This is a genomic window from Rhodococcus sp. A14 (genome assembly GCF_011603105.1).
Lineage (GTDB): Bacteria > Actinomycetota > Actinomycetes > Mycobacteriales > Mycobacteriaceae > Rhodococcus_F > Rhodococcus_F opacus.
This window is the reverse complement of record NZ_JAAOQS010000013.1, coordinates 79,329-99,061: the sequence shown is the minus strand read 5'-3', so window position 1 is coordinate 99,061 and position 19,733 is coordinate 79,329. Positions and strand designations below refer to the sequence as shown.

The 19,733-nt window shown below is 67.7% G+C and carries 17 protein-coding genes; 2 read left to right on the top strand and 15 right to left on the bottom strand.

Annotation, left to right across the window (positions count from 1 at the left end; translation table 11 throughout):
• Window positions 1-13 precede the first annotated feature (13 nt).
• A complete protein-coding gene (locus G9373_RS10360; RefSeq protein WP_054246080.1) occupies window positions 14-679 on the bottom strand; it encodes a ThuA domain-containing protein in 666 nt (221 codons plus the stop codon).
• A gap of 203 nt (window positions 680-882) precedes the next feature.
• Between G9373_RS10360 and G9373_RS10355 the strand changes: the two genes are divergently transcribed.
• On the top strand, window positions 883-1,965 hold the full coding sequence (locus G9373_RS10355; protein ID WP_005573895.1) for a LacI family DNA-binding transcriptional regulator: 1,083 nt from the start codon (window positions 883-885) through the stop codon (window positions 1,963-1,965).
• 46 nt (window positions 1,966-2,011) lie between these two features.
• Entirely contained in the window at window positions 2,012-2,896 is an 885-nt protein-coding gene (locus tag G9373_RS10350) for an LLM class flavin-dependent oxidoreductase (protein ID WP_054246082.1), read from the top strand.
• 43 nt (window positions 2,897-2,939) lie between these two features.
• On the opposite strand, the gene G9373_RS10345 is transcribed toward G9373_RS10350, so the two are convergent.
• From G9373_RS10345 to G9373_RS10280, 14 genes are all read right to left on the bottom strand, one after another.
• On the bottom strand, window positions 2,940-3,974 hold the full coding sequence (locus G9373_RS10345; protein ID WP_054246083.1) for a proline racemase family protein: 1,035 nt from the start codon (window positions 3,972-3,974) through the stop codon (window positions 2,940-2,942).
• Between the two features lie 181 nt (window positions 3,975-4,155).
• Complete coding sequence (locus tag G9373_RS10340) at window positions 4,156-5,052, bottom strand: dihydrodipicolinate synthase family protein (RefSeq protein WP_133986048.1); 897 nt, start codon at window positions 5,050-5,052, stop codon at window positions 4,156-4,158.
• 181 nt (window positions 5,053-5,233) lie between these two features.
• On the bottom strand, window positions 5,234-6,574 hold the full coding sequence (locus tag G9373_RS10335) for an MFS transporter (RefSeq protein ID WP_167115034.1): 1,341 nt from the start codon (window positions 6,572-6,574) through the stop codon (window positions 5,234-5,236).
• An 80-nt stretch (window positions 6,575-6,654) separates the two neighbouring features.
• Entirely contained in the window at window positions 6,655-7,989 is a 1,335-nt protein-coding gene (locus tag G9373_RS10330; protein ID WP_167115032.1) for an FAD-dependent oxidoreductase, read from the bottom strand.
• Window positions 7,986-9,425 (bottom strand): NAD(P)/FAD-dependent oxidoreductase, encoded by a 1,440-nt coding sequence (locus G9373_RS10325; RefSeq protein ID WP_167115029.1) that lies wholly within the window; start codon window positions 9,423-9,425, stop codon window positions 7,986-7,988. The genes G9373_RS10330 and G9373_RS10325 overlap by 4 nt, the downstream gene beginning before the upstream one ends.
• Window positions 9,422-10,849, bottom strand: coding sequence for an FGGY family carbohydrate kinase (locus G9373_RS10320; protein WP_133986051.1), 1,428 nt, complete (start codon window positions 10,847-10,849; stop codon window positions 9,422-9,424). Before G9373_RS10320 ends, G9373_RS10325 begins: the two co-directional genes overlap by 4 nt.
• Window positions 10,850-10,885: 36 nt before the next feature.
• A complete protein-coding gene (locus G9373_RS10315; RefSeq protein WP_167115024.1) occupies window positions 10,886-11,143 on the bottom strand; it encodes a hypothetical protein in 258 nt (85 codons plus the stop codon).
• Entirely contained in the window at window positions 11,140-12,579 is a 1,440-nt protein-coding gene (locus G9373_RS10310) for an aldehyde dehydrogenase family protein (RefSeq protein ID WP_054246090.1), read from the bottom strand. The genes G9373_RS10315 and G9373_RS10310 overlap by 4 nt, the downstream gene beginning before the upstream one ends.
• 44 nt (window positions 12,580-12,623) lie before the next feature.
• Window positions 12,624-14,087 (bottom strand): amino acid permease, encoded by a 1,464-nt coding sequence (locus G9373_RS10305; RefSeq protein WP_005566862.1) that lies wholly within the window; start codon window positions 14,085-14,087, stop codon window positions 12,624-12,626.
• Window positions 14,088-14,286: 199 nt separating this feature from the next.
• Window positions 14,287-14,949, bottom strand: a complete 663-nt coding sequence (locus G9373_RS10300; RefSeq protein ID WP_052023980.1) for a 3'-5' exonuclease — start codon at window positions 14,947-14,949, stop codon at window positions 14,287-14,289.
• Window positions 14,928-16,748 (bottom strand): putative nucleotidyltransferase substrate binding domain-containing protein, encoded by a 1,821-nt coding sequence (locus G9373_RS10295; protein WP_167115021.1) that lies wholly within the window; start codon window positions 16,746-16,748, stop codon window positions 14,928-14,930. The genes G9373_RS10300 and G9373_RS10295 overlap by 22 nt, the downstream gene beginning before the upstream one ends.
• Window positions 16,741-17,526 carry a GntR family transcriptional regulator gene (locus G9373_RS10290; protein WP_005566868.1) on the bottom strand — a complete coding sequence of 262 codons (786 nt, stop codon included), beginning with the start codon at window positions 17,524-17,526 and terminating at the stop codon, window positions 16,741-16,743. Before G9373_RS10290 ends, G9373_RS10295 begins: the two co-directional genes overlap by 8 nt.
• Before the next feature lie 60 nt (window positions 17,527-17,586).
• Window positions 17,587-18,096: a hypothetical protein gene (locus tag G9373_RS10285; RefSeq protein WP_133986054.1), complete on the bottom strand. Its 510-nt coding sequence runs from the start codon at window positions 18,094-18,096 to the stop codon at window positions 17,587-17,589.
• Window positions 18,093-19,730: a GMC family oxidoreductase gene (locus G9373_RS10280; protein ID WP_167115018.1), complete on the bottom strand. Its 1,638-nt coding sequence runs from the start codon at window positions 19,728-19,730 to the stop codon at window positions 18,093-18,095. Before G9373_RS10280 ends, G9373_RS10285 begins: the two co-directional genes overlap by 4 nt.
• Window positions 19,731-19,733: the final 3 nt, after the last annotated feature.

Genomic DNA, 19,733 nt, shown 5'->3' with positions numbered 1-19,733 from the left:
TCTCCTTGCTGTGTCAGTTCGCTACGCGGGCGGCGTAGCGCAGTCCCTGCTTGGTCAGTCGGCGCACGTTCGGCTCCGACAGGTCGGCCGGCGTGTGGCCGATCGAGTGGTAGAAGACCCGGCCTGCGCCCCACTGGCGCACCCACGCCACCGGGCTGCGCAGTCCCTCCAGCCAGGGCAGGTGCTCGCCGCTGAACTCGGTCTCCGCGAGTACCCGGTTGTTCGGGTCGACGTGCATGTAGTACTGCTCGGACGCCACGGCGAAGTCCTCGACACCGGCGGTCACCTCGTGCTCGCGGTCGGTGATGCTCACCTTGTACGGCTGTGGGAAAGCCTCTCCCGCAGGATGTTCGACGAAGTCGCCGCCGAGGAGGAAGTGGTACTTCAGACTCGCCCGGAACGCGGCGGCGGCGCCGTGCCACGCCGCGACCCCGGTTCCTGCCGCGACGGCGTCGAGCAGGTTCTTCTCCTGCGAATCGCTCAGGTCTTCGGTGGTGAGCGCGTTGTTCCAGCCGAGCACGATCAGGTCGTATCCGGTCAGGTCGCGATCGAGGGTGAAGATGTCCTGCGACTCCTCGACCTGGTAGTTCAGCTCGGAAAACAGTTCGCGTGCCCATGCGGCGATGTCGTACGGATGGTGGCCGGGCCAGCCGCCGTAGAGGTAGAGGGCCTTGGTCATGAGTGCTCCCATGGATGGTGAAACCGGAATGGTGAAACGATTAACTTATGGTGGTGAATCGTATCACCGGCTGGAGCGCTGTCAATGGGTGATGTCGAGGGGAACGTGGAGAGCGTCCAGACGCGGACTAGGATCGGTCCCATTGTGCGCTCCGGTGCGCAACGGCCGGGTGTGGCCGATGATCGCCGACGAGGGAGTACCACTTGGTCACGATGAAGGACGTCGCCCGGGCGGCCGGAGTATCGGTCGCCACCGTCTCCTACGCCTTCAGTAAATCGTCGAAGGTCTCTGCGACACAACGGGAACGCATCTATTCCGTCGCCGCGGGACTCGGCTACGCCGGCCCGAACATCGCCGGGAGCAGTCTGCGGTCGGGGCGTATCGGCGCGGTCGGCGTGATCGTGCCCGACTCCCCGGTGCAGGCGCTCGAGGATCCGTCCGTGACCCTGCTGATGAAGGGCATCGCGGAAATCGGGAACTCGGCCGACATCGCCCTCACCCTGTTTCCGGCCTCGCGCGGTGGATCCCCGGATTCACCACCGAACTCGCTGGTTCTCCGTGGGCTCGTGGACGGGGTGGTCATCCACAACGTCCCCGACGGTCATCCTCTGGTCGAGGCGATCATCGCGCGCGGTATCCCGGCCGTCGTGGTCGATTCGCCGCGAAGCGCGGGACTCCCGTTCGTGGCCATCGACGACCGGCACGGCGCCTACCTGCAGATGGACCACATCCTGAGCCTGGGCCATCGACGCATCGGGATCATCGTCGACAAGCTCGGCCAGGATTCCGACTGCCGGATGGTCACGGCGGACGACGTCGAAGCGGCGACCGAACGCAACGCGCGGGAGCGGCTTGCCGGTTACTTCGCCGCGGCCCGCGACCACCACCTCCCGGTGGAGGAACTGTCGATCGTCGTGGCGGGCAACATCGATCGCGCCGCCGGTGCCGAGGCCACCCGGATCCTGCTCGACGCCGCTCAGCCGACCGCTCTCGTGGCGACGTCCGACGTGCACGCGGTGGCGGCGTGGCAGGTGTTACGTGAGCGCGGACTCGCCGTGCCCGACGACATGTCCGTCATCGGATTCGACGACGCACCCGTTGCAGAACTACTCGGTCTCAGCACAATTCATCAACCGATCGTCGAGAAGGGCCGCGCGGCCGCGACGATCCTGCTCGATCGACTGGGTGGCGGCACCCGCACGCGATCGTTGATGAAGACGTCACTGGTCGTCCGCGCCAGCACCGCGCCGCCGCGCGAATCCAGCACCGCGCCGCCGCGCGAATGATGGCGATGCCCCGCGACGGCCGGACGTCATCCTCCATGATGGATCGATGACGACTGCGGTGCCGCGACTGGGCGTGACGTTCATCCCGACGATCGAACCCGAGAGGTTGAAGGACTTCGCGCGGATCGCCGAGGACAGTGGCCTCGACGAGATCTGGTTGTGGGAGGACTGTTTCAAGGAGAGCGGCGTGGCTTCGGCGGCCGCGGCACTCGCGTGGACGGAGCGAATCCACGTCGGCGTCGGGTTGATGCCCGTCCCGCTGCGCAACGTCGCGCTCACCGCGATGGAGATCGCCACGCTCGCTCGGTTGTTTCCCGGTCGAGTGATTGCGGGCATCGGACACGGTGTGCAGGGATGGATGGAGCAGGTGGGTGCGCGGGCGGCGTCACCGATGACCCTCCTCGAGGAGTACACGGTGGCGCTCCGGGCACTGCTGGACGGCGAGTCGGTGAGCACACAGGGACGGTACGTTCGGCTCGATCGTGTGAGACTCGACTGGCCTCCCACCGAGCGGGTTCCGCTGATGCTGGGCGGCGAAGGTCCCAAGTCGGTCCGGCTGGCGGCGCGTCTGGGTGACGGCAACCTCCTCGCGTCCGCGGTCGGCGACGACGACATCCGCAGGACCCGCGACCTGATCGTCGAGGAGATCGGCGACGAACGGGCGTCGTCGCATCGCATGGTCGTCCCGAAGATCGCCGCCACCGGCGAGGGTGCGCGGCAACGGGTGGACGCGGAACTGGCGCGGTGGGAGAAGCCGGCCGACACGGGAATCGGGGTCGCGGGTGACGCGAGCACCGTCGCCGAAGAGGTGCGAAGGCTTGCCCGCCTGGGCGCGACGTCGGTGGCCTTCGCGCCGACCGAGGACGAACCGGATCTGCTGGGCTTCGTCGAGTTCCTCGGCCGCGCCGTCAAACCCCTTATCCCCACGTGAGTGGCAAAGAGTGCCCGGGCACACTTTCCCACTCACGTGCGGGTCAGTTGCCGGTCGGCCAGGTGTCGGACAGGGTGTAGCCGGTCGGGAACGGGTCGGCGGGGTCGAGTCCGACCTGGCTGAGTTCGGTGATGTACGCCTGGCCGCTCACGCGGGGAACCACGGCGTCGTACGTTCCGACCTTCGTCAGTCTGTCGATCCGGCTCTCGAAGCGACTGCCGATCACCGATTCGTGCACGAACTTCTCCCCGACCTCGATGAGGCCCTTCGCCTTCAGCACCGCCAGTCGAGCGGACGTGCCGGTGCCGCAGGGCGAGCGGTCGAGCCGGCCGGGGGAGACCACCACGGCATTCCGGGCGGTCAGCACCCCGTCGGTGCGGGAGAGCGGTCCGACGAATTCGGTCTGGGTGATTCCGGCGAACTCGGGATTGGTCGGGTGCACGGCGGGGATCTGCTCGGCGGCGGCGGTCTTGAGCTTCTGTCCGAGGTCGCAGATGTCGCGTGCCTCGTCGGGTTGCAGCTTCAATCCGAGTTGGTCGGCGTCGGCGAGGACGTAGGCCATGCCGCCCCACGCGACGTCGACGGTGAGGGTGCCGTAGCCGTCGAGTTCGAGCGGCACCCCGACCTCGTAGGCGAACGCGGGCTGGTTCTCGAACTCGACGCTCGTCACCTTGCCGTTCTCGCAGGTGCAGCGAATGCGGATGAGTCCGGCGGGTGCTTCCAGCACGATGTCGGTGATCGGTTCGACCATGGGAATCATGCCGGTCTCGAGCAGTGCGGTGACGACACACATGGTGTTGCTCCCCGACATGGCCGGGTACTCCGTGGACTCGGCGATGACGTAGCCCATCTGGGCCTCGGGATCCGTCGCCGGGACGACGAAGTTGACGCACTGGGTCACCGAGCCCCGCGGCTCGTGGAGCAGTAGCTGCCGGAGGTCGTCGCGGTGCTCACGGAAGTGCTTCATCTTGTCGAAGACCGTGGCGCCGGGGACGTCGCCGATTCCGCCGGTGACGACGTTGTTGATCTCGCCCCCGACGTGACACTTCACTACGTTGACTACTCGACTCCAGCGCACGATCTTCCTCCGTGTGTTCGTCTGCGTTGCGGTGGCCTGGTTCCACCCTGCCAGGGGTGAACTTCTCTTCGCCTGCCGGCGAGAGGCGAGGCCGGCAGCGGGGGTGATTGCTGCCGGCCTCTGCGCACGTGTTGGGGAAGGGTCACTCCGTGATGAACGCGCGCGGTCTTCTTGGCGGTGACTAGCGGGCGTAGGTGAGGCCGGTCTCGGCGATGAGCTTGGTGAGCTCTTCCTTCTTGTCCGCGGGCAGCTCACCGTACGGTGCGCGGGGCACTCCGAGGTCCACGCCGACGGCCTGCGCGGCGGCCTTGGTGGCCACGGCGTAACCCTCCTTGCCGAGGAAGTCGAGGACGTTCCACAGCCGCTTGAAGATTTCGAGGGCCTCGGTGTACTTGCCGGCCTTGGCGAGTTCGTAGATCGCGACGCACTCCTTGGGCGCGAAGTTGGGCGCACCCCAGATGGAACCGGCGGCGCCGGCGGAGAAGGCGGGCAGCACGATCGTGTCCCAGCCGACGAAGGTGTCGATGGCGTCGCCGAGGTTGAAGATGAGGTCGAAGGCCTGCTCGATCGATCCGGACGTGTCCTTGATGTACTTGACGGCGTCCGTGCGTTCCAGCAGTTCCCGGTAGAACGGTCGGTCGAGGTTCATTCCCGTGACACCCGGCAGGTTGTACGCGATCACCGGGATGTTCGCCGCTTCGCCGACGGTGGCGAAGTACTCGATGACCTCGTGGCGCGTGGGGGCCTCGTAGAAGGGCTGCACCAGCAGGACGGCGTCGGCGCCCGCGTCGGCCGCGTGCCGGGACAGTTCGACGGCCTCCGCGGTGCGGGTGGAGCCGGTCTGCGGTGCGACGGGCACGCGGCCGGCGGCCTGGTCGATGACGACCGTGTTGACGAACTTGCGCTCGTCGAGCGTGAGAGCTGCGAACTCTCCGGTGCTGCCGCCGGGGACCAGGCCGTGCAGTCCGTTCTCGATCAGGAAGTCGACGTGGTTGCGCAGTGCGCCCTCGTCGACGGAGCCGTCCTGGGCGAAGGGAGTGGAGACGGCGGCGAGGATGCCACCCAGCTTCTTGGTCATGTCGTGTCCTTGTTCGGTGGTGGTGGTCGATGCCCGTTGTGGGGTCCTCGACTGGTGAACTTCCGGGAACTGCTCTGGCCTTTCGACAATTGTCAGATTGCCGATTGTCGACAAGAGAACGATCTTAAATCTAAGGTCGATCCGCGGTGGTGTCAAGGGATCGGCCGGGGTTCTTCGGCCGCTATTCGCCGACGGTGATGGGATCGCGGCGGAGCGGCTCCGCCGCCACCCTCGCATCGACTTTCCGGCCTGCGGTTTCGTGCAGCGTCGCCGCCGCCACAATGGCCATCACGCCCGTCACGATCAGAATGACCGACGGTGACAACGGACTGCCGGTTGTGGCGATCAGATAGGTCGCCACGTACGGTGCGGTGCCGCCGAAGACTGCGACCGAGATGTTGAATCCGATCGAGAATCCTGCGTACCGAACACGACTCGGGAAGATCTCCACCATCGCTGCGCCCGACGCGGACATGAACATGGCGAGGCAGATCCCCATCGCGGCGTGCGCGACGACGATTGCGGGGACATTCCCCGTCGCGAACACCATGAACGCGGGATAGACGATCAGCGTGCTCGAGACGGCGCCGAGGATGATCACGGGTTTGCGACCGTAGCGGTCGGAGAAGCGGGCGAACACGAAGATGGCGACCGCCGCCGAGCACAGGCAGGTGACCGTCGACGCGGAGGCCAGACCGAACGAGAATCCCACCTCCGACTGCAGATACGTCTCCATGTAGACGAAGATGAAGTAGAAAGCCGCGGCCTGCAGTGCAATACAACCGACCACCTGCAGGATCTGCCGGCGACTGGTCGCGAGGGCGTCCTTGACCGGGGACTCGCTGACTTCGCCCGAGGCCTGAAGTCGTTCGAATTCCGCTGTGTCGCTCAGCTTCAGGCGTATGTAGAGCCCGACCAGTCCGAGCGGTCCCGCGATGAGGAAGGGGATGCGCCAGCCCCACTCGAACATCGCCGCCTCGCTCAGTGCGGCGTTGAGGCCCAGGATGAGGACCGAGGCCGCCGCGTTGGCGAGGTAACTCGAGCAGTGCCAGAAGCTGACGGTGCGCGCCCGCCGGCCGCGTTTCGCGGATTCGACGAGGAACGTCGCCGCACCGCCGGGTTCGCCGCCGGCGGCGAAACCCTGAATGATCCGCAGTGTCACGAGCAGCGCCGGGGCTGCGAGGCCGATGGTGGCGTATCCCGGCAGCAGGCCGACCGCGAACGTCGACAGCGACATCAGGATGATCCCCGTCGCAAGGATCTTCTTGCGGCCGACCTTGTCTCCGAGCCGGCCGAAGACGAAGCCGCCGATCGGGTTCATCAGGAACGCGACTCCGAACGCGGCGAACGTCGCCAGCAGACTCGTCGCCGGGTTCTCGGAGGGGAAGAAGATCCTGCCGAGCAGGACGGCGAGGAACCCGTATGCGGCGAAGTCGAACCAGGTGATGAAGTTTCCGATCGCGGCGGCCGTGATGGCCCGCCGCATCTCGGGACCGTGCAAACCGCCCTGTACTTCCGTCATGTGTCTTCCGATCGATCGAAGTTTATGTCGACAATCTGTCTGTGGGGTAGTGCTGAACGAGAGTGGGTGTCGGGGTGTGCTCAGTTGCAGCGGGAGGGAATGAATTCCCCGACCGCGTTGCGCGTGGTTCCCACACGAGGTGCGTTGGCCAGTCCGACGGTCACGGGCCCCAGTGCCGGGTCGACGGCGTCCATGATCGACCACGGCACCCGGAAGACCCGTCCCGGTGAGGCGGCCCAGGGCAGCAGCGTGGTCGCGACGACGTGACCCCGCTGCGAGACGGTCACCTTCGGGAACCGGACCAGCTGATCGGTCCACAGCAGCAGGCGCTGTCGTGGTGGTGCCGGGTCACCCGCCCGGAGCACTCCGGGGGAAACCCAGCGGAACGGTGGGGCCGCGAGGATGCGCACGGCGGTCGCACCCGGATCGATCGCTTCGCCGGCGTCGAGGAACGCGGCCACCCGGTCTGCGACGAACGTGCCGTCGAGGGCAGCGATGTCGGCGGTGTCGACCGGGTGCAGGACGTTGCCCGCGGCGAAGACGCCCGGCCGGCTGGTGCGCAGAGCGGTGTCGACCAGCGGTCCCTTCGTTCCGGGGTCGATGGCGATACCCGCCGTGCGCGCGAGTTCGTGATCCGGGATCCAGTCGCCGGTGAAGACGACCGTGTCGCATTCGACGATCTCGCGTGCGCCGGTGTCGAGATTCTCGATCTCGACCGCCTCCAGATTCCCGCGACCGATGATCCGCACGACGCGGGTGCGGGTGGCGATCGGGAGCCGGAACAACGCCTTACCGGGAATGGTGAAGGCGGCGTAGGACTCCGGCGACGGGTACTGCGTCGTCATGAGCACGGTCCTGCATCCGGCGTGCTTCAGCGTCGTGACCGCCGACCAGCTCACGAGTTCGCCGCCGACGACCACCGCACGTGTTCCGACACGTCCGTGGTGCAGGTGCACGATGTTCTGCAGCTGTCCGGTGGTGTAGACCCCGGACGGTCTGTCGCCGGGAATCATGCGGGCCGGACGGGCACGCTCGCGGGCACCGGTGGCCAGGACGAGCGCCCTGGACTCGATGCGGAGGAGACCCGCGGGTGAGGTGACGTCGAGCGCGCCGTCGGGATGCACCGCCGTCACCATCGCATTCGGCATGATGTCGGCGCCCGCGGACTTCGCCTCCCGCACCAGGCGTTCGGCGTAGGCGGGGCCGCCGATGAACGTGTGCATGTCGCGGATGCCATAGCCGGGGTGATCGCAATGCCGCGGGATCCCACCCGCGCGGCTTTCGCGGTCCAGGACGAGAGCCTGGCGCCCGTGGACCTTTCCGAGTTGCGTGGCCGCGGCCAACCCGGCGGGACCCGCGCCGACGATGGCGACATCGGCGGTCACCACGGTGCGTGAGGTGTCGGGAGCGCTCATCGGACGGCTTCCTTCCGGGTCTCGGTCGCTTCGGGCGAACCGGCGGGGCATCGGTGTGCATCGACGAGCGAGCCGACCTCGGCGCCGCAGAAGAAGCCCTGGCACCGGCCGTTCATCGCCCGGGTGCGGCGACGGAGCCCTTCGAGTCCGGCCGGGGGGATCAGCGACTGGTACGCGTCGCGGATCTCACCCGCCGTGACGCGCTCGCAGAAGCAGACGACCCTGCCGTATTCACTATCACGCGCGATGAGTTCGGCGTCCTGATACGGGCGAGTGAATGCTTCGCCGATGTTCGGCATCCGGGGTGGTGGTGGCAATTCGGTGCGTGCGCCGTCGAGAACGCCTGCCTTGGTGAGCAGTTCGCCGACGTACTCGGCCACCGCCATACCGGACGTCAGTCCGGTCGAGCGGATTCCGCCGACCAGAACGTAGCGCTGATCGTGGTCGACCTCGACGAGGTAGTCACCGTAGTCGGTGGCGGCACGGAGTCCGGCGTACGTGGCGGTGACCTCCTCCTCGAGCAGGCGCGGCATCAGCGTGCCGCCCTTGCCCAGCAGGAACTCGAAGCCGGCCTCCGACGTCGCCGTCGCGGAACGGTCGGTGAGGTCTTCCGCAGTGGGCCCGAGCATCACGTTGCCGTAGATCGTCGGGCTGACCAGAACACCCTTGCCGCGCGATGTCGGGACGGGGAGCACGATTTTGTCGATCAACGGCCGCGCGAGCTTGTCGTAGACGAGCAGTTCGCCGCGCCGCGGGGTGACGTGGAATCGGTCGTAGCCGAATTCCTTGTCGATGTAGTCGGCTCCCAACCCGGCGGCGTTGATCACCCACCGCGCGCTGATGTCGCCGCTCGACGTGTGCAGGATCGTCCGCTCGGGCAGGGCGGTCACCGACTCGGCGCGGGTCCGCGTCCGCAGTGTCACCCCGCGGGCGACGGCGTCGGTGGCCAGCGCGAGGTTGGTGGTCCAGGTGCAGATGATCGACTCGTCGGGGACGGTGAGCCCGCCGAGCGCGCCGTCACCGAGCGCGGGCACGAGACGATAGACCTCGTCGGCGTCGATGATGTCGCAGTGGGTGTAGCCGTTGTCGGCTGCCTTGTCGCGCAGGCCCGGCAGTGCGGCCAGTTCCTCGTCGTTCCACGCGACGAGGATGGCGCCCGACCGTTCGACGGGAATCCCGGTCTGCTGCGCGTATTCGGAGAGCAGCGTGTAGCCGCGGCTCACCATGCGGGATTCGAGCGTGCCCGGCTTCGCGTCGAATCCGGTGTGCAGGATCGCCGTGTTCGCCTTGCTCGTCCCGTCGCCCACGTCGTCCCGCGCCTCGACGAGTGCCACGGTGTGGTGGTATCCGGCCAGCTCCCGCGCGATCGCCGAGCCGACGATGCCCGCACCGAGCACGACGAAATCGTAGTCGGGGGGCGGAGGGGTGTCAGTCATCGCTTCTCCTGTGGCAGCGCCGCTCGTGCGGCCGCCCGCCAGTGGTGTCGGAATTCTGCCGCGCGGTCGACCGACCACCGCGGCTCGTAGGTGGTCGCCGGTTCCCAGTCGGCTACCGCGTCCTGCAGGGACAGGTCGGGGTTCAGTGACAATCTGGCGCAGGCCGCCGCTCCGAGAGCGGTGGCGTGGGACGACGGATAGACGTCGAGGGGGATCTGGGTCAGATCAGCCGTGGCCTGCATGAGGCGGCGGGACCGAGTGAGTCCGCCGTCCACCCGCAGCCGGGTGAGGGGAGCGCCCAGGTCGCCTTCGACGGCAGACACCAGCTCTGCCGTCTGCGCCGCCAGTCCCTCGAGGACGGCGGCCACCAACTGGGACCGGTCGGTGGACAACGTCATCCCGGAGAACGACGCCGTCGCGTCCGGCCGCCACCAGGGCGCGGCGAGACCGGCCAGCGCGGGCACGAAATACGTTCCACCGGAATCGTGCGCGGCCACACTGTCGAGGTCGCGCACCGACTCGATCAAGCCGAGGTCCTGGATCCACCGGATGGCGGAGGCGGCGGTGTAGGCCTGGCCGTCGACGCAGTACGACGTCTTCCCGCGCACGTTCCACGCGACGCACGACGCCAACCCGGCTGCCGAGCGGACCGGGAGCGTGCCGGTATTGGCCAGCAGGAACGCCCCGGTGCCGAACGTGCACTTGGCGGTGCCCGCGTCGAAGCACCGCTCCGCCAGGAGAGCCGCCTGCTGGTCGACGACGAGACCGCCCACGGCAGCGCCGGATCCGAAGACATCCGTGGTTCCCACGACGACGTCGTTGGCGACGATGGCAGGCATCCGCTCGGCGGAGAGCTCGAACAGATCGAGAAGCTGCGGATCCCACGCGACCGTGTCGAGGTCGGTGAGCAGCGAGCGGCTGGCGGTGGCGGAATCCGTGACGAATTCCCCGGTCAGGTAGTGCACGATCCACGTGTCCGTCGTGGTGACCACGCCCGATGCGGTGGCGTGCTGCCGTAACCACTGCATCTTCGGCGCCGAGAAATACGGATCGAGCACGAGGCCCGTCCGCTGTTCGACCCACGACTTGGACTCGGACTTGTCGCGGCACAGCTGGTCCGACCGGCGGTCCTGCCACACCACGGCCTGGCTGAGCGGGCGGCCGGTGACCGGGTCCCACACCAGGACGGTCTCACCCTGGTTGGCGAGGGACACGGCGGACACGGGCACACCCGCTTTCGCGACCGCGCTCCGTCCCGCTTCGAGGACCGAGCCCAGCAGTTCCATCGGGTCCTGCTCCACGCCGCCCGCGGCGAGATATGCCGGACGGACGGCTGTTTCGGCGATCGCGAGGACGTCGCCGTCCTCGGAGACGACGACAGCCTTCGTGCCGGACGTGCCCTGGTCGATGGCAAGGACTGTCACGCGCGCTTCCTTTCGAATCGGATGGGTGGACCAGATCTAGTCGGTCCGAGTGTGAAAATCGAACTCGTATCTCGCGGTCGTGTCGTCGACCCGCCACACGTCGACGTTGCCGTCCCACTGCGTCACCAACCAGCACTCGCGCCCGCGCGACGGCACGACCATGGTGGCGTGCGCCCAGGGCGACGCCGTACCGCTGCGCAGGTCGATCCGCCGGATGGCTCGTCCGACCGCGTCTTCCGGCTCTGCCGGCTCCCACGTCCTCCACGCGGTGTCGTGGCGGCTCGGCGCCGTCACGACAGGCTCACGATGACGTGCTTGACCCGGGTGAATTCCTCGAGTCCGGCCGCGCCGCCCTCTTTGCCGTAGCCCGAGCCCTTGAAGCCGCCGAGCGGTCCTTCCGGGCCGACCGCCATGTGGTTGTTGACCCACACGACCCCGGACTCGATCGCGTTGACGTTCCGCAGCGCTCGGCCGATGTCGCGGGTCCAGACCGACGCGGCGAGTCCCTGCTCGACCGCATTGGCCTTCTCCAGGGCGTCCGCCTCGTCCGTGAACGTCTGGACCGTCGCCACCGGTCCGAAGACCTCTTCCTGCACCAGCTGATCGTCCTGCTGCAGACCGTCGATGAGGGTGGCCTCGTAGAAGTAGCCGGGACCGTCGACGATCCTGCCGCCGGTCACGACCCGTGCGTGGTCCGGCCTGCCGTCGACGAGCTCTGCCACGCGGGCGCGCTGGCCCTCCGAGATGAGAGGTCCGAGAACCGTAGAACTGTCGGCAGCATCACCGATCCGGGCCGCGCTCAGTCTTTCGGCGAGCGCCGCGACGAACGTGTCGTGGATGGTCTCGCTCACCAGCAGCCGGGTTGCCGACATGCACTCCTGGCCGGCGTTGAACAGGATGCCGTTGGTGATGATCGGGAGTGCTGCCTCGAGGTCGACGTCGTCGTAGACGACGACGGGAGCGTTCCCGCCCAGTTCGAGCACCAGCCGTTTGGGCGTGGCACCCGCAGCCTCGGCGATCCGCTGTCCGGCGGACGTCGAGCCGGTGAAGGAGACGAGGTTGACGTCGGGGTGACGAACGAGAGCGTCCCCGACCACACTGCCCTTGCCGTGCACGACATTGAGGACACCCGCGGGCAGCAGCTGTTGCGCGAGCTCCGCGAACCGGGTGGTGGCCAGCGGGGTCAGCTCGGCCGGCTTGACGACCACGGTGTTGCCGGCGACCAGTGCGGGGGCCAGCTTCCAGACCGCTTGCCAGAGAGGGAAATTCCACGGCGTGATTCCGAGGACGACGCCCAGGGGTTCGCGCCGGACGAAGCTGGTGTTGCCGGCGGTGAATTCGCCGGCGGCCTGCGCGGACAACGCCCGGCCCGCGCCGGCGAAGTGCCGGAACGCCGCGACGATGCCCGGAAGTTCGTCACCCTTCGCCGCCGTCGTCGGCTTGCCGGCGTCGAGGGTCTCGAGGTCGGCGAGTTCGTCCAGGTTCGCCTCGAGGAGGTTGGCGAGGTCGTGCAGAATCTGCGAGCGCTCGCCGGGTGTCTTCGCGGCCCAGGCGGGGAAGGCTGCGCGGGCCGCATCGACGGCGCGATAGCCGTCCTCGACGGTCGATTCCTGGAGTTCGGCGACGACCTCGCCGGTGGACGGGTTGCGGACCTGTCGCACCTGCTCGGAGGATCCGGCCACGGCCTTGCCGTCGATGATGTTGGTGACGGAACGAAGCGTGGATGACATGAAGTTCCTTTCGAATGTGGGTCGGTTGTCGGGCAAGTGGGCTGTCAGAGGTGTCCGGCCTGGGTGTCGATGGACTTACCGCGCCTGCTCTTGGGGATCAGCATGTAGATGACGGCGCCCGACGCGATGACCAGCAGCATGCCGAGGCCGACATGGGTGGGGTCGGAGTAGATCAGGAGCGCGCAGAGCACGACCGACCAGGCGATGGCCAGGATGAAGATGACCGGGCTGACGATGCCGTAGTGCCACGGATGGGATGGCAACTTGCGCTTGATCAGTCCGTAGAAGCCGACCACGACCACGACACCGTAGGCCATTCCCCAGGCGAGTGCCGTCATCGCTGCGAGCACGGACAGCAGCGAGGACCACAGTGCGAACACCACGGAGATCGCGAAGATCGTGAGGGTCGCGTTGATCGGGATCCGCTGGGCACTGACCTTGCGCAGCCAGGAGGCCGCGGGGATCTGGCCGTCGCGTGCCTGCGACCACAGGACGCGAATGCCGGTGAGCTGCAGCATGACCAGGGCGGCGAACAGGGCGACGATCGCGACGGCTTCGAAGATGTTCGCGAACGCGGTGCCGACCGCGGTGTCGAGGATCAGTTTGACCGGGGTGGTGCTCTCCATGACCGCCGGGAGGTCCTGGATGGCGAGCATGATCAACGCGACCATGAAGATGCCGACGACGTAGGAGGAGACGTTGGCCATCACCGATGCCATCGGCGCCTTCCGGGCGGCGTCCTTGGTCTCCTCGGAGGCGTTTCCGGTCGCGTCGAACGACGAGATCGCGTATGCGGGAAGGATCATCGCGAGAAGGAAGGGGACGAACCAGTTGCCGCCGGTGGTCGTTCCGCCGGACTCGCTCAGGAACGACAGCGGCTGGGTCGGATGCTTCACGATCAGCAGCACGGCTACCAGTGCGACGACGCAGAGTACTTCCGCCACCACGCCGATGTTGTTGAGCACGGCAGCGACCTTGACTCCGGCGATATTGATGACGGTGCCGAGCACGATCAGGCCGAGCGCCCACGGGAGGGCGTCGGTGTTGTCCTCGAACGTGACGCCGAACCAGCCGGCGACGAAGGGGGCGATGCTCACGGCGACGGTGGTGACCGCGACGGTGTGTGCGATCAGCAGCCACCATCCGGTTTGCCAGGCCAGCCACGGCTTCCCGGTGATCCGCCCGGTGATCTGGTACACGCCGCCGGCCAGTGGGTAGGCCGAGACGAGCTGCGCGACCGCGAGTCCCACGGTGAACACCTGCAGGCCGCCGCCGACGAGGAACGACCAGAACGACGCGGGCCCGAAGAACCCGAAGCCGACGATCAGGGTCGTGAAGATTCCGGAGGCGATCGCGATCGAGGTGAACTGGACTCCGAAGGCGGAGAACAGCCCCAGCGTTCGGTTGAGCTCCTGCTTGTAGCCGAGCTTCTCCAAATAGGCGGAATCGGTGTCCGCTCCGGAATCGAGGAGCGGGCGATCGGGCTCGGTGGGCGGTTGAGTGGACACCGGGGGCTCTTCCGGGGTTATGGCCATCGTGACCTCGCTGGTCTCTGTCGCGGGTATCTCGGCGGGGGATGTGCCGAGACGAGGTTCGGTTGTCGTGGAAGAAGGCGAAAGGTTGCATCGCGCTTGTTCTACTGTCGACAATCTACCATAAATCGGTGTGACCTCAATCACCAGTTGTTTCGGCTGGATTACCTTTGCGTCAACCGCGCCCGAGGCGACGGTCGCCGGCACTCAGATCCACGAGGGAGCGCGCGGTGTCGTGCCCGAGGCGCTCGAGCCGGGACGCCAGGGCGAGGAACACCTGTGCCGTGGTGACGGCGTCGCCCAGTGCGTGGTGGGGATCGACGACGGGCAGGCCGAGCGTGTCGGCCAGCCATTCCAGGTTCGGCTCGCACCGATGCTGTCGCGGCGCCACGCCGACAGCACGGGCGAGGGCAGCGGTGTCCACGACCGTCGGCCGGAACTTCAGCCCGCTGTCGCGAAAGGCGCGGGAGAGGAAGGCCGTCTCGACCCACGCCGCGTGCGCGACGAGGACACGGTCGGTGAGGAGATGTCGCAGGACGCCGACGGCCTCGCTCAACGGTGGGGCATCGGCGACGTCCGCCTCCCGGAGAGTGTGGACGGCCACGGCCTCCGGGCGAATGTCGCACTCGGGGTGGACCAGTCCGTAGACACTCTCCGCCATGACGATGCGACCGTGCCGGACCACGACGGCCCCGTAGGACACGATGGTGTCCCGCACGAGATCCAGTCCGGTGGTCTCCAGATCGACGACCGCGAACTCGGCATCGCGCCACGGGCACGACACAGTGTCGAGGCGGCGGAACCTCCGGTGTGCCCTCATGGAAGGCGCGCCACCCATTCGCTTTCCAGCCGGTTCTGGACCTCGGCCACCGCGCGGAACGATTCACGCAGATACCGGCGGGTGAGCGTGTCCAGTTGGTTGGGCGCGACCCACGTCGTCGCGACCGTGCTGCCCTTGATGGCCTCGATCTCGCGGCCCAGAATCAATCCGTACACGTACTCGAACGCGCGCACCAGCGTCTCGGTTTCGTCCGCGGTGAGCAGAGCGGCGGCCTCGCCGCGCCGCAACCGGGTGAGGGTGGAGCCGCGATCGTCCCCGGTGACCACGGCGATCCACCGGCCCAGGGACGCGATCGGCACGAGTCCGCCCGCCTTGAGGTCGAGGTTGCCGCGGTTGGCGCCGGAGTGCTCGACGACGAAGTTGCGCACGAACCCGACCGGAGGTCGCCGGGACGTGGTGAAACGCAGCAGAGCCGACAGATACTCGCGGCTGCGGGTGGTCGCGAGCATGGCGTCGGACACCGAACGTCCGAGCGACATCCCGCTGACGGGTCTGCTGTCGGCGATCATCGACGACAGCAGCAGAGCGTTCTTCTGGGTGGGATTCGTGATCCACGACGTCGCGGCGGCGACCGCGTCGGTGCGGGAGCGCGCGAACAGCGGGTTGGTCGCGTTGGCGCCGTCGGCGCAGCGGGGCAGGCCGCAGCGTTCCATGTTGTCCAGGACGCGCCCGGCCCAGTTCTGCAACTTCCGGGCGGGGGAGTCCGTCCCGGGCAGGTCTTCCCAGACCAGGCCGGTGTCGACGTCCGACTTGGGGAGGGGTTCGCGCCGGGCCACCGACCCGAGAAGCAGCCAGGACGTCCGGTGGGGAACGTGGTCGGCGCCGACGTCGGTCAGCTCGACGAGCCGCCTGATGATCGCGTCGATCACCGCGGACATCAGTCCCGCGACGTGCATGACGGACGCGCCGGTGTCGTACAACTCGACCCAGGTTCCGGGGAGAAGGGCCGCCGCGGCCGCCAGGTCCTCCACTGTGGTCGCGTCGTCGATCGCCCGGCGGACGACGAGGGGATTGCGCACTTCGGCCGACGCGACGTCGACGACGCGGAGAATCCCCACCGGTCTGTCACCGGTGCCGGTCACGACCAGGTGGTGCACCCCCGACTCGACCATCGTCAGGAACGCATCGCCCACGAGCGTCTCGGCGGGGACGGACCGGGCGGGGAACGAGGCGATGACCGAGGCCGGGCTGTGCGCGTCGACGTGCCCGTCGGCGAACGCCCGCCGGAAGTCGTTGTCGGTGACGATGCCGATCGCGCCGCCCCGGTCCATCAGCGCGTACGACTGGCCGGCCTCGGTGATCACGGACGCGGCCTCGCCCACGGTCGCATCGGCGGGGCACCAGACGACAGGGCGCATCTGATGCCGGGCCGCCCGCAACGCCTGATCGACCAAACCGGAGCGGGCCAACCGTTCCCGCGTGACGAGGGTGCCGTAGTGCCCGAACTGGAGTCGCTGCGGGTGCCGCAGCACCGGCCGCGGGTCCGGAAAGCGGTAGCAGAGTGTGTCTTCGGAGGCGCGGATCGCGAGAGGCGGAGGCAAACCGGACAGCACCGAGATCTGCCCGAACGTTTCGCCGGGGCCGAGAAGATCGACGACCCGGCCGCGGTCGATCACCTCGACCTCCCCGGTGCGGACTACGAAGAAATGATCGAGTGGGGCCGCGCCTGCCTCGACGATTTGTGCGCCGGCGGCGAAGTACTCGACCTCCACCGTCCGAGCCAGGGCCTCGAGGTCGGCGGAGTCCAGCTCGTCGTAGGGCGGCTGACGGCCGAGAAAATCGACGTACTCACGCATTCGACGGTTGAGAACCGTCGATTGGAGCGGTTGCGGCCGGGGCGGCGTCGGTCGAACCGTGGACGTGCCGGTCGATCTCGCGGGTGATCGCCTCGAGGTCGCCGGTATCGATGATGGTGAGCAGGCGCTCGTGTTCGGCGGCGACGTCGTGGAGATCGGGGAACGACTGGTGATCCGCCGAGAGGAACAACTGGAGCTGGGATTCCCAGCTGCGCCACAGGTCCAGCAGGAGGCCGTGCTCGGACAGTTCGTAGATCACCCGATGGAAGCTCATGTGCGCGTCGATGGTCCGGGTCAGGTCACCGTCGTCGGCGCCCCGGGCCATGTCCTGGAGGGTCCGGACGATCTTGGTCCGGCCGGCGCCCGACAGGCGTGGCAGTGCCAACTCGATCGCGTAGGGCTCGAGCCGTTTGCGCAGGCTGGCGATCTCGGCCATCCCCTTCGCGCTGACCTCGGCGACGAACGCACCCTTGTACGCGATCTTCACCACGAGGCCTTCGTCGGCGAGGATGCTCAGCGCCTCCCGCAGCGGCGCCCGGCTCACGCCCAGGTCGGCGGCGATGTGTGCCTCGCGGAGCTGACTGCCGGGGGCCAGGGTGCCGTCGAGGATCGCCGTGCGCAGGACGCCCGCGACCGTGCCCGGCGTGGTGCGCTGATGGATCCGCCCGAGGGAGATGTCGCCGTCCTCGCGCCGACCCACAGTCGATCCCGGTGGACGATTCGGTGACAGAGTCATCGGGTTGTCCTTTCTGATGGTGGTTGATTCGACGTTGACCACGCCGGGAGCCTCTTGTCGACAATAGATCACCAGTGCGGAGCGGGGGAGCGTCCGAGCCGGCTACTCGCCGTTCGCGGACACGTAGAAGTGGCCCCGTTCGAGCACCGGATCGAGTATCCCGGTTTCCAGTTCGTTGGCCGCGTCCTCGAATCCGGCGGCGTCCCGGTGCTGCCCGGGGTACCCGATCAGCGCTTTGACCTGGGGGGTCATGAAGTAGGCGCCGGCGAGGATCGAGGACAGCGGATCGAACGTGAACTTGTCTTCGGCCCACATCCGCTCGAGCTCCGCGCGCAGGTCGTCACCGTGCAGATCGGCTGCCTCGTCGACCGCGGAGAGGACCGCGTCGAAGACATCGGCCCGGGCGGCCAGCGCCAGATTCAGGTAGCGGAGGTACTCGTCGGCCTCGCTGGCGGCGGGATTCTCACCGGACGCGGGGATCAGACAGTCCGCGATCCGCAGCAGCGTGGTCAGTTCGGAGTCCGTGAGCGGCCGCGGCGGTGCCGTGTGCCTGCCCGGTACCGACAGCCGCCGTTTCGGCGCCGACTGCAGGTCGAGGGATGTGGTGCTCATACCGATGCCTTCCGTGCGTTGACGTCTTCGACGACCTTCTTGCCCACCCGCAGGGCGAGGGCGCTGATCGTGCAGGTCGGGTTGGCGGAGCCGGACGTGACGAAGATGCTGCCGTCCGCGATGTAGAGGTTGTCGATATCGTGGGCCCGGCCGTGCGAATCGACCACGGACGTCGCCGGGTCGTCGCCCATCCGGGCCGTCCCGAGGAGGTGCCCTGGCTGGTCGACCCACAATTCCTGCGTGAAGATCTGCTTCGCGCCCGCAGCCTCGTGGAGTTCGACCATGCGGTCGACGGTGTACTTCAGGATCTTGCGGGTGTTCTCGCTGACGCGGTACTCGACCTTCGGTGCCGGCAGGCCGTCGGCATCGAACTCCTCGGTGGAGAGGGTGACCCGGTTGTGTTCCTCGGGCAGATCCTCCACGTTGGCCGCCCACAGGATTCCGTTGGACGCCGCGCGCGCGACATCGTGGATGGCCGGTCCCCACAGGTCGTCGAAATCGAGTTGCCGGTGGGTCTCGATCGTGTTCAGCGGGCCCGGAGTCGGGAGGGCGTGCAGCTTGGCGCCGCGGACGAATCCGCGGGAGGTGTCCGTGTCGTAGAACTGCATGGAGTGAATGAGCTGCCCGGCCGGCCCGCGCCAGCTCTCGAGGTTGTCCTCGTAGTACCCGACGGCGGTGCAGTTGGGATGCAGCATGAGGTTCCGGCCCACCTGGCCCGAGGAATTCGCCAGGCCGTCCGGATGCTTCTCGTCGGCCGACAGCAGCAGGAGTCGCGGTGTTCCGATGCCGTTCGCGCAGACGATCACTGCCCGGGCCGGCTGGAAATGGACGGCGCCGGTGCGGTCCACCCATTCGGCGCCTGCCGCGCGGCCGTCGTCGCCGGTGACGATCCGGCGGACACGCGCACCGGTCTCCACGCGGGCGCCGGCCTGCTGCGCCTGCGGCATGTAGATCAAGTCGAACGAGGCCTTCGCGCCCTGCGGACAGCCCCATTCGCAGACGCCCCAGCGACCGCACTGCTCGAGTGTCTTGTTCTTCTGGCTGGGAATCGCGTTGGTGCCCGGCCACCAGTGCCAGCCGAGCTTGTTCGCGGCTTCGGCCGCCTTCATGCCGGGCTTGCCCAACGGGTGTGGCGGCAACGGGTATTCGAGACCCTCGGGGTAGGCGGTGTCGCCGTCGAGTCCGGCGACGCCGATGAATTCGTCGACCTCGTCGTGGTACGGCTTGAGGTCGTCGTAACTGATCGGCCAGTCGTCCGCGACGCCGTCGAGCGTCTTGACCCGGAAGTCCGAGGGCAGCAGCCGCGGCCATTCGGCGCCGTAGAAGATGGAACTTCCCCCGACGGCGTTGAACATCACGGGCCACATGTCGGATTCCGTCACGTCGACCGGGTAGTCGGACGGCAGGGCACGGACATTCGGATCGTGCGCCCAGTCGTGCTGGATGAGCAGTTCCCACTCGGGGTGGTTGGCGGGGAAGTCGCTGGGGTTGACCCAGTCACCCTGCTCGAGGCAGAGGGTGCTCAGTCCCGCCGTGGCAGCAGTGTGCGTGACCACCGCGCCGGACGGACCCGCGCCGATCACCAACACGTCGACAACGTCGTGCTGGGTGACATCGGAGTCAGTGGAAGTCATCGG

Coding starts and splice junctions, on each gene's coding strand:
- G9373_RS10360 (WP_054246080.1), bottom strand. CDS start 679: ATGACCAAGGCCCTCTACCTCTACGGCGGCTGGCCCGGCCACCATCCG.
- G9373_RS10350 (WP_054246082.1), top strand. CDS start 2,012: ATGACGACTGCGGTGCCGCGACTGGGCGTGACGTTCATCCCGACGATC.
- G9373_RS10340 (WP_133986048.1), bottom strand. CDS start 5,052: ATGACCAAGAAGCTGGGTGGCATCCTCGCCGCCGTCTCCACTCCCTTC.
- G9373_RS10335 (WP_167115034.1), bottom strand. CDS start 6,574: ATGACGGAAGTACAGGGCGGTTTGCACGGTCCCGAGATGCGGCGGGCC.
- G9373_RS10330 (WP_167115032.1), bottom strand. CDS start 7,989: ATGAGCGCTCCCGACACCTCACGCACCGTGGTGACCGCCGATGTCGCC.
- G9373_RS10325 (WP_167115029.1), bottom strand. CDS start 9,425: ATGACTGACACCCCTCCGCCCCCCGACTACGATTTCGTCGTGCTCGGT.
- G9373_RS10310 (WP_054246090.1), bottom strand. CDS start 12,579: ATGTCATCCACGCTTCGTTCCGTCACCAACATCATCGACGGCAAGGCC.
- G9373_RS10300 (WP_052023980.1), bottom strand. CDS start 14,949: ATGGGTGGCGCGCCTTCCATGAGGGCACACCGGAGGTTCCGCCGCCTC.
- G9373_RS10295 (WP_167115021.1), bottom strand. CDS start 16,748: ATGCGTGAGTACGTCGATTTTCTCGGCCGTCAGCCGCCCTACGACGAG.
- G9373_RS10285 (WP_133986054.1), bottom strand. CDS start 18,096: ATGAGCACCACATCCCTCGACCTGCAGTCGGCGCCGAAACGGCGGCTG.
- G9373_RS10280 (WP_167115018.1), bottom strand. CDS start 19,730: ATGACTTCCACTGACTCCGATGTCACCCAGCACGACGTTGTCGACGTG.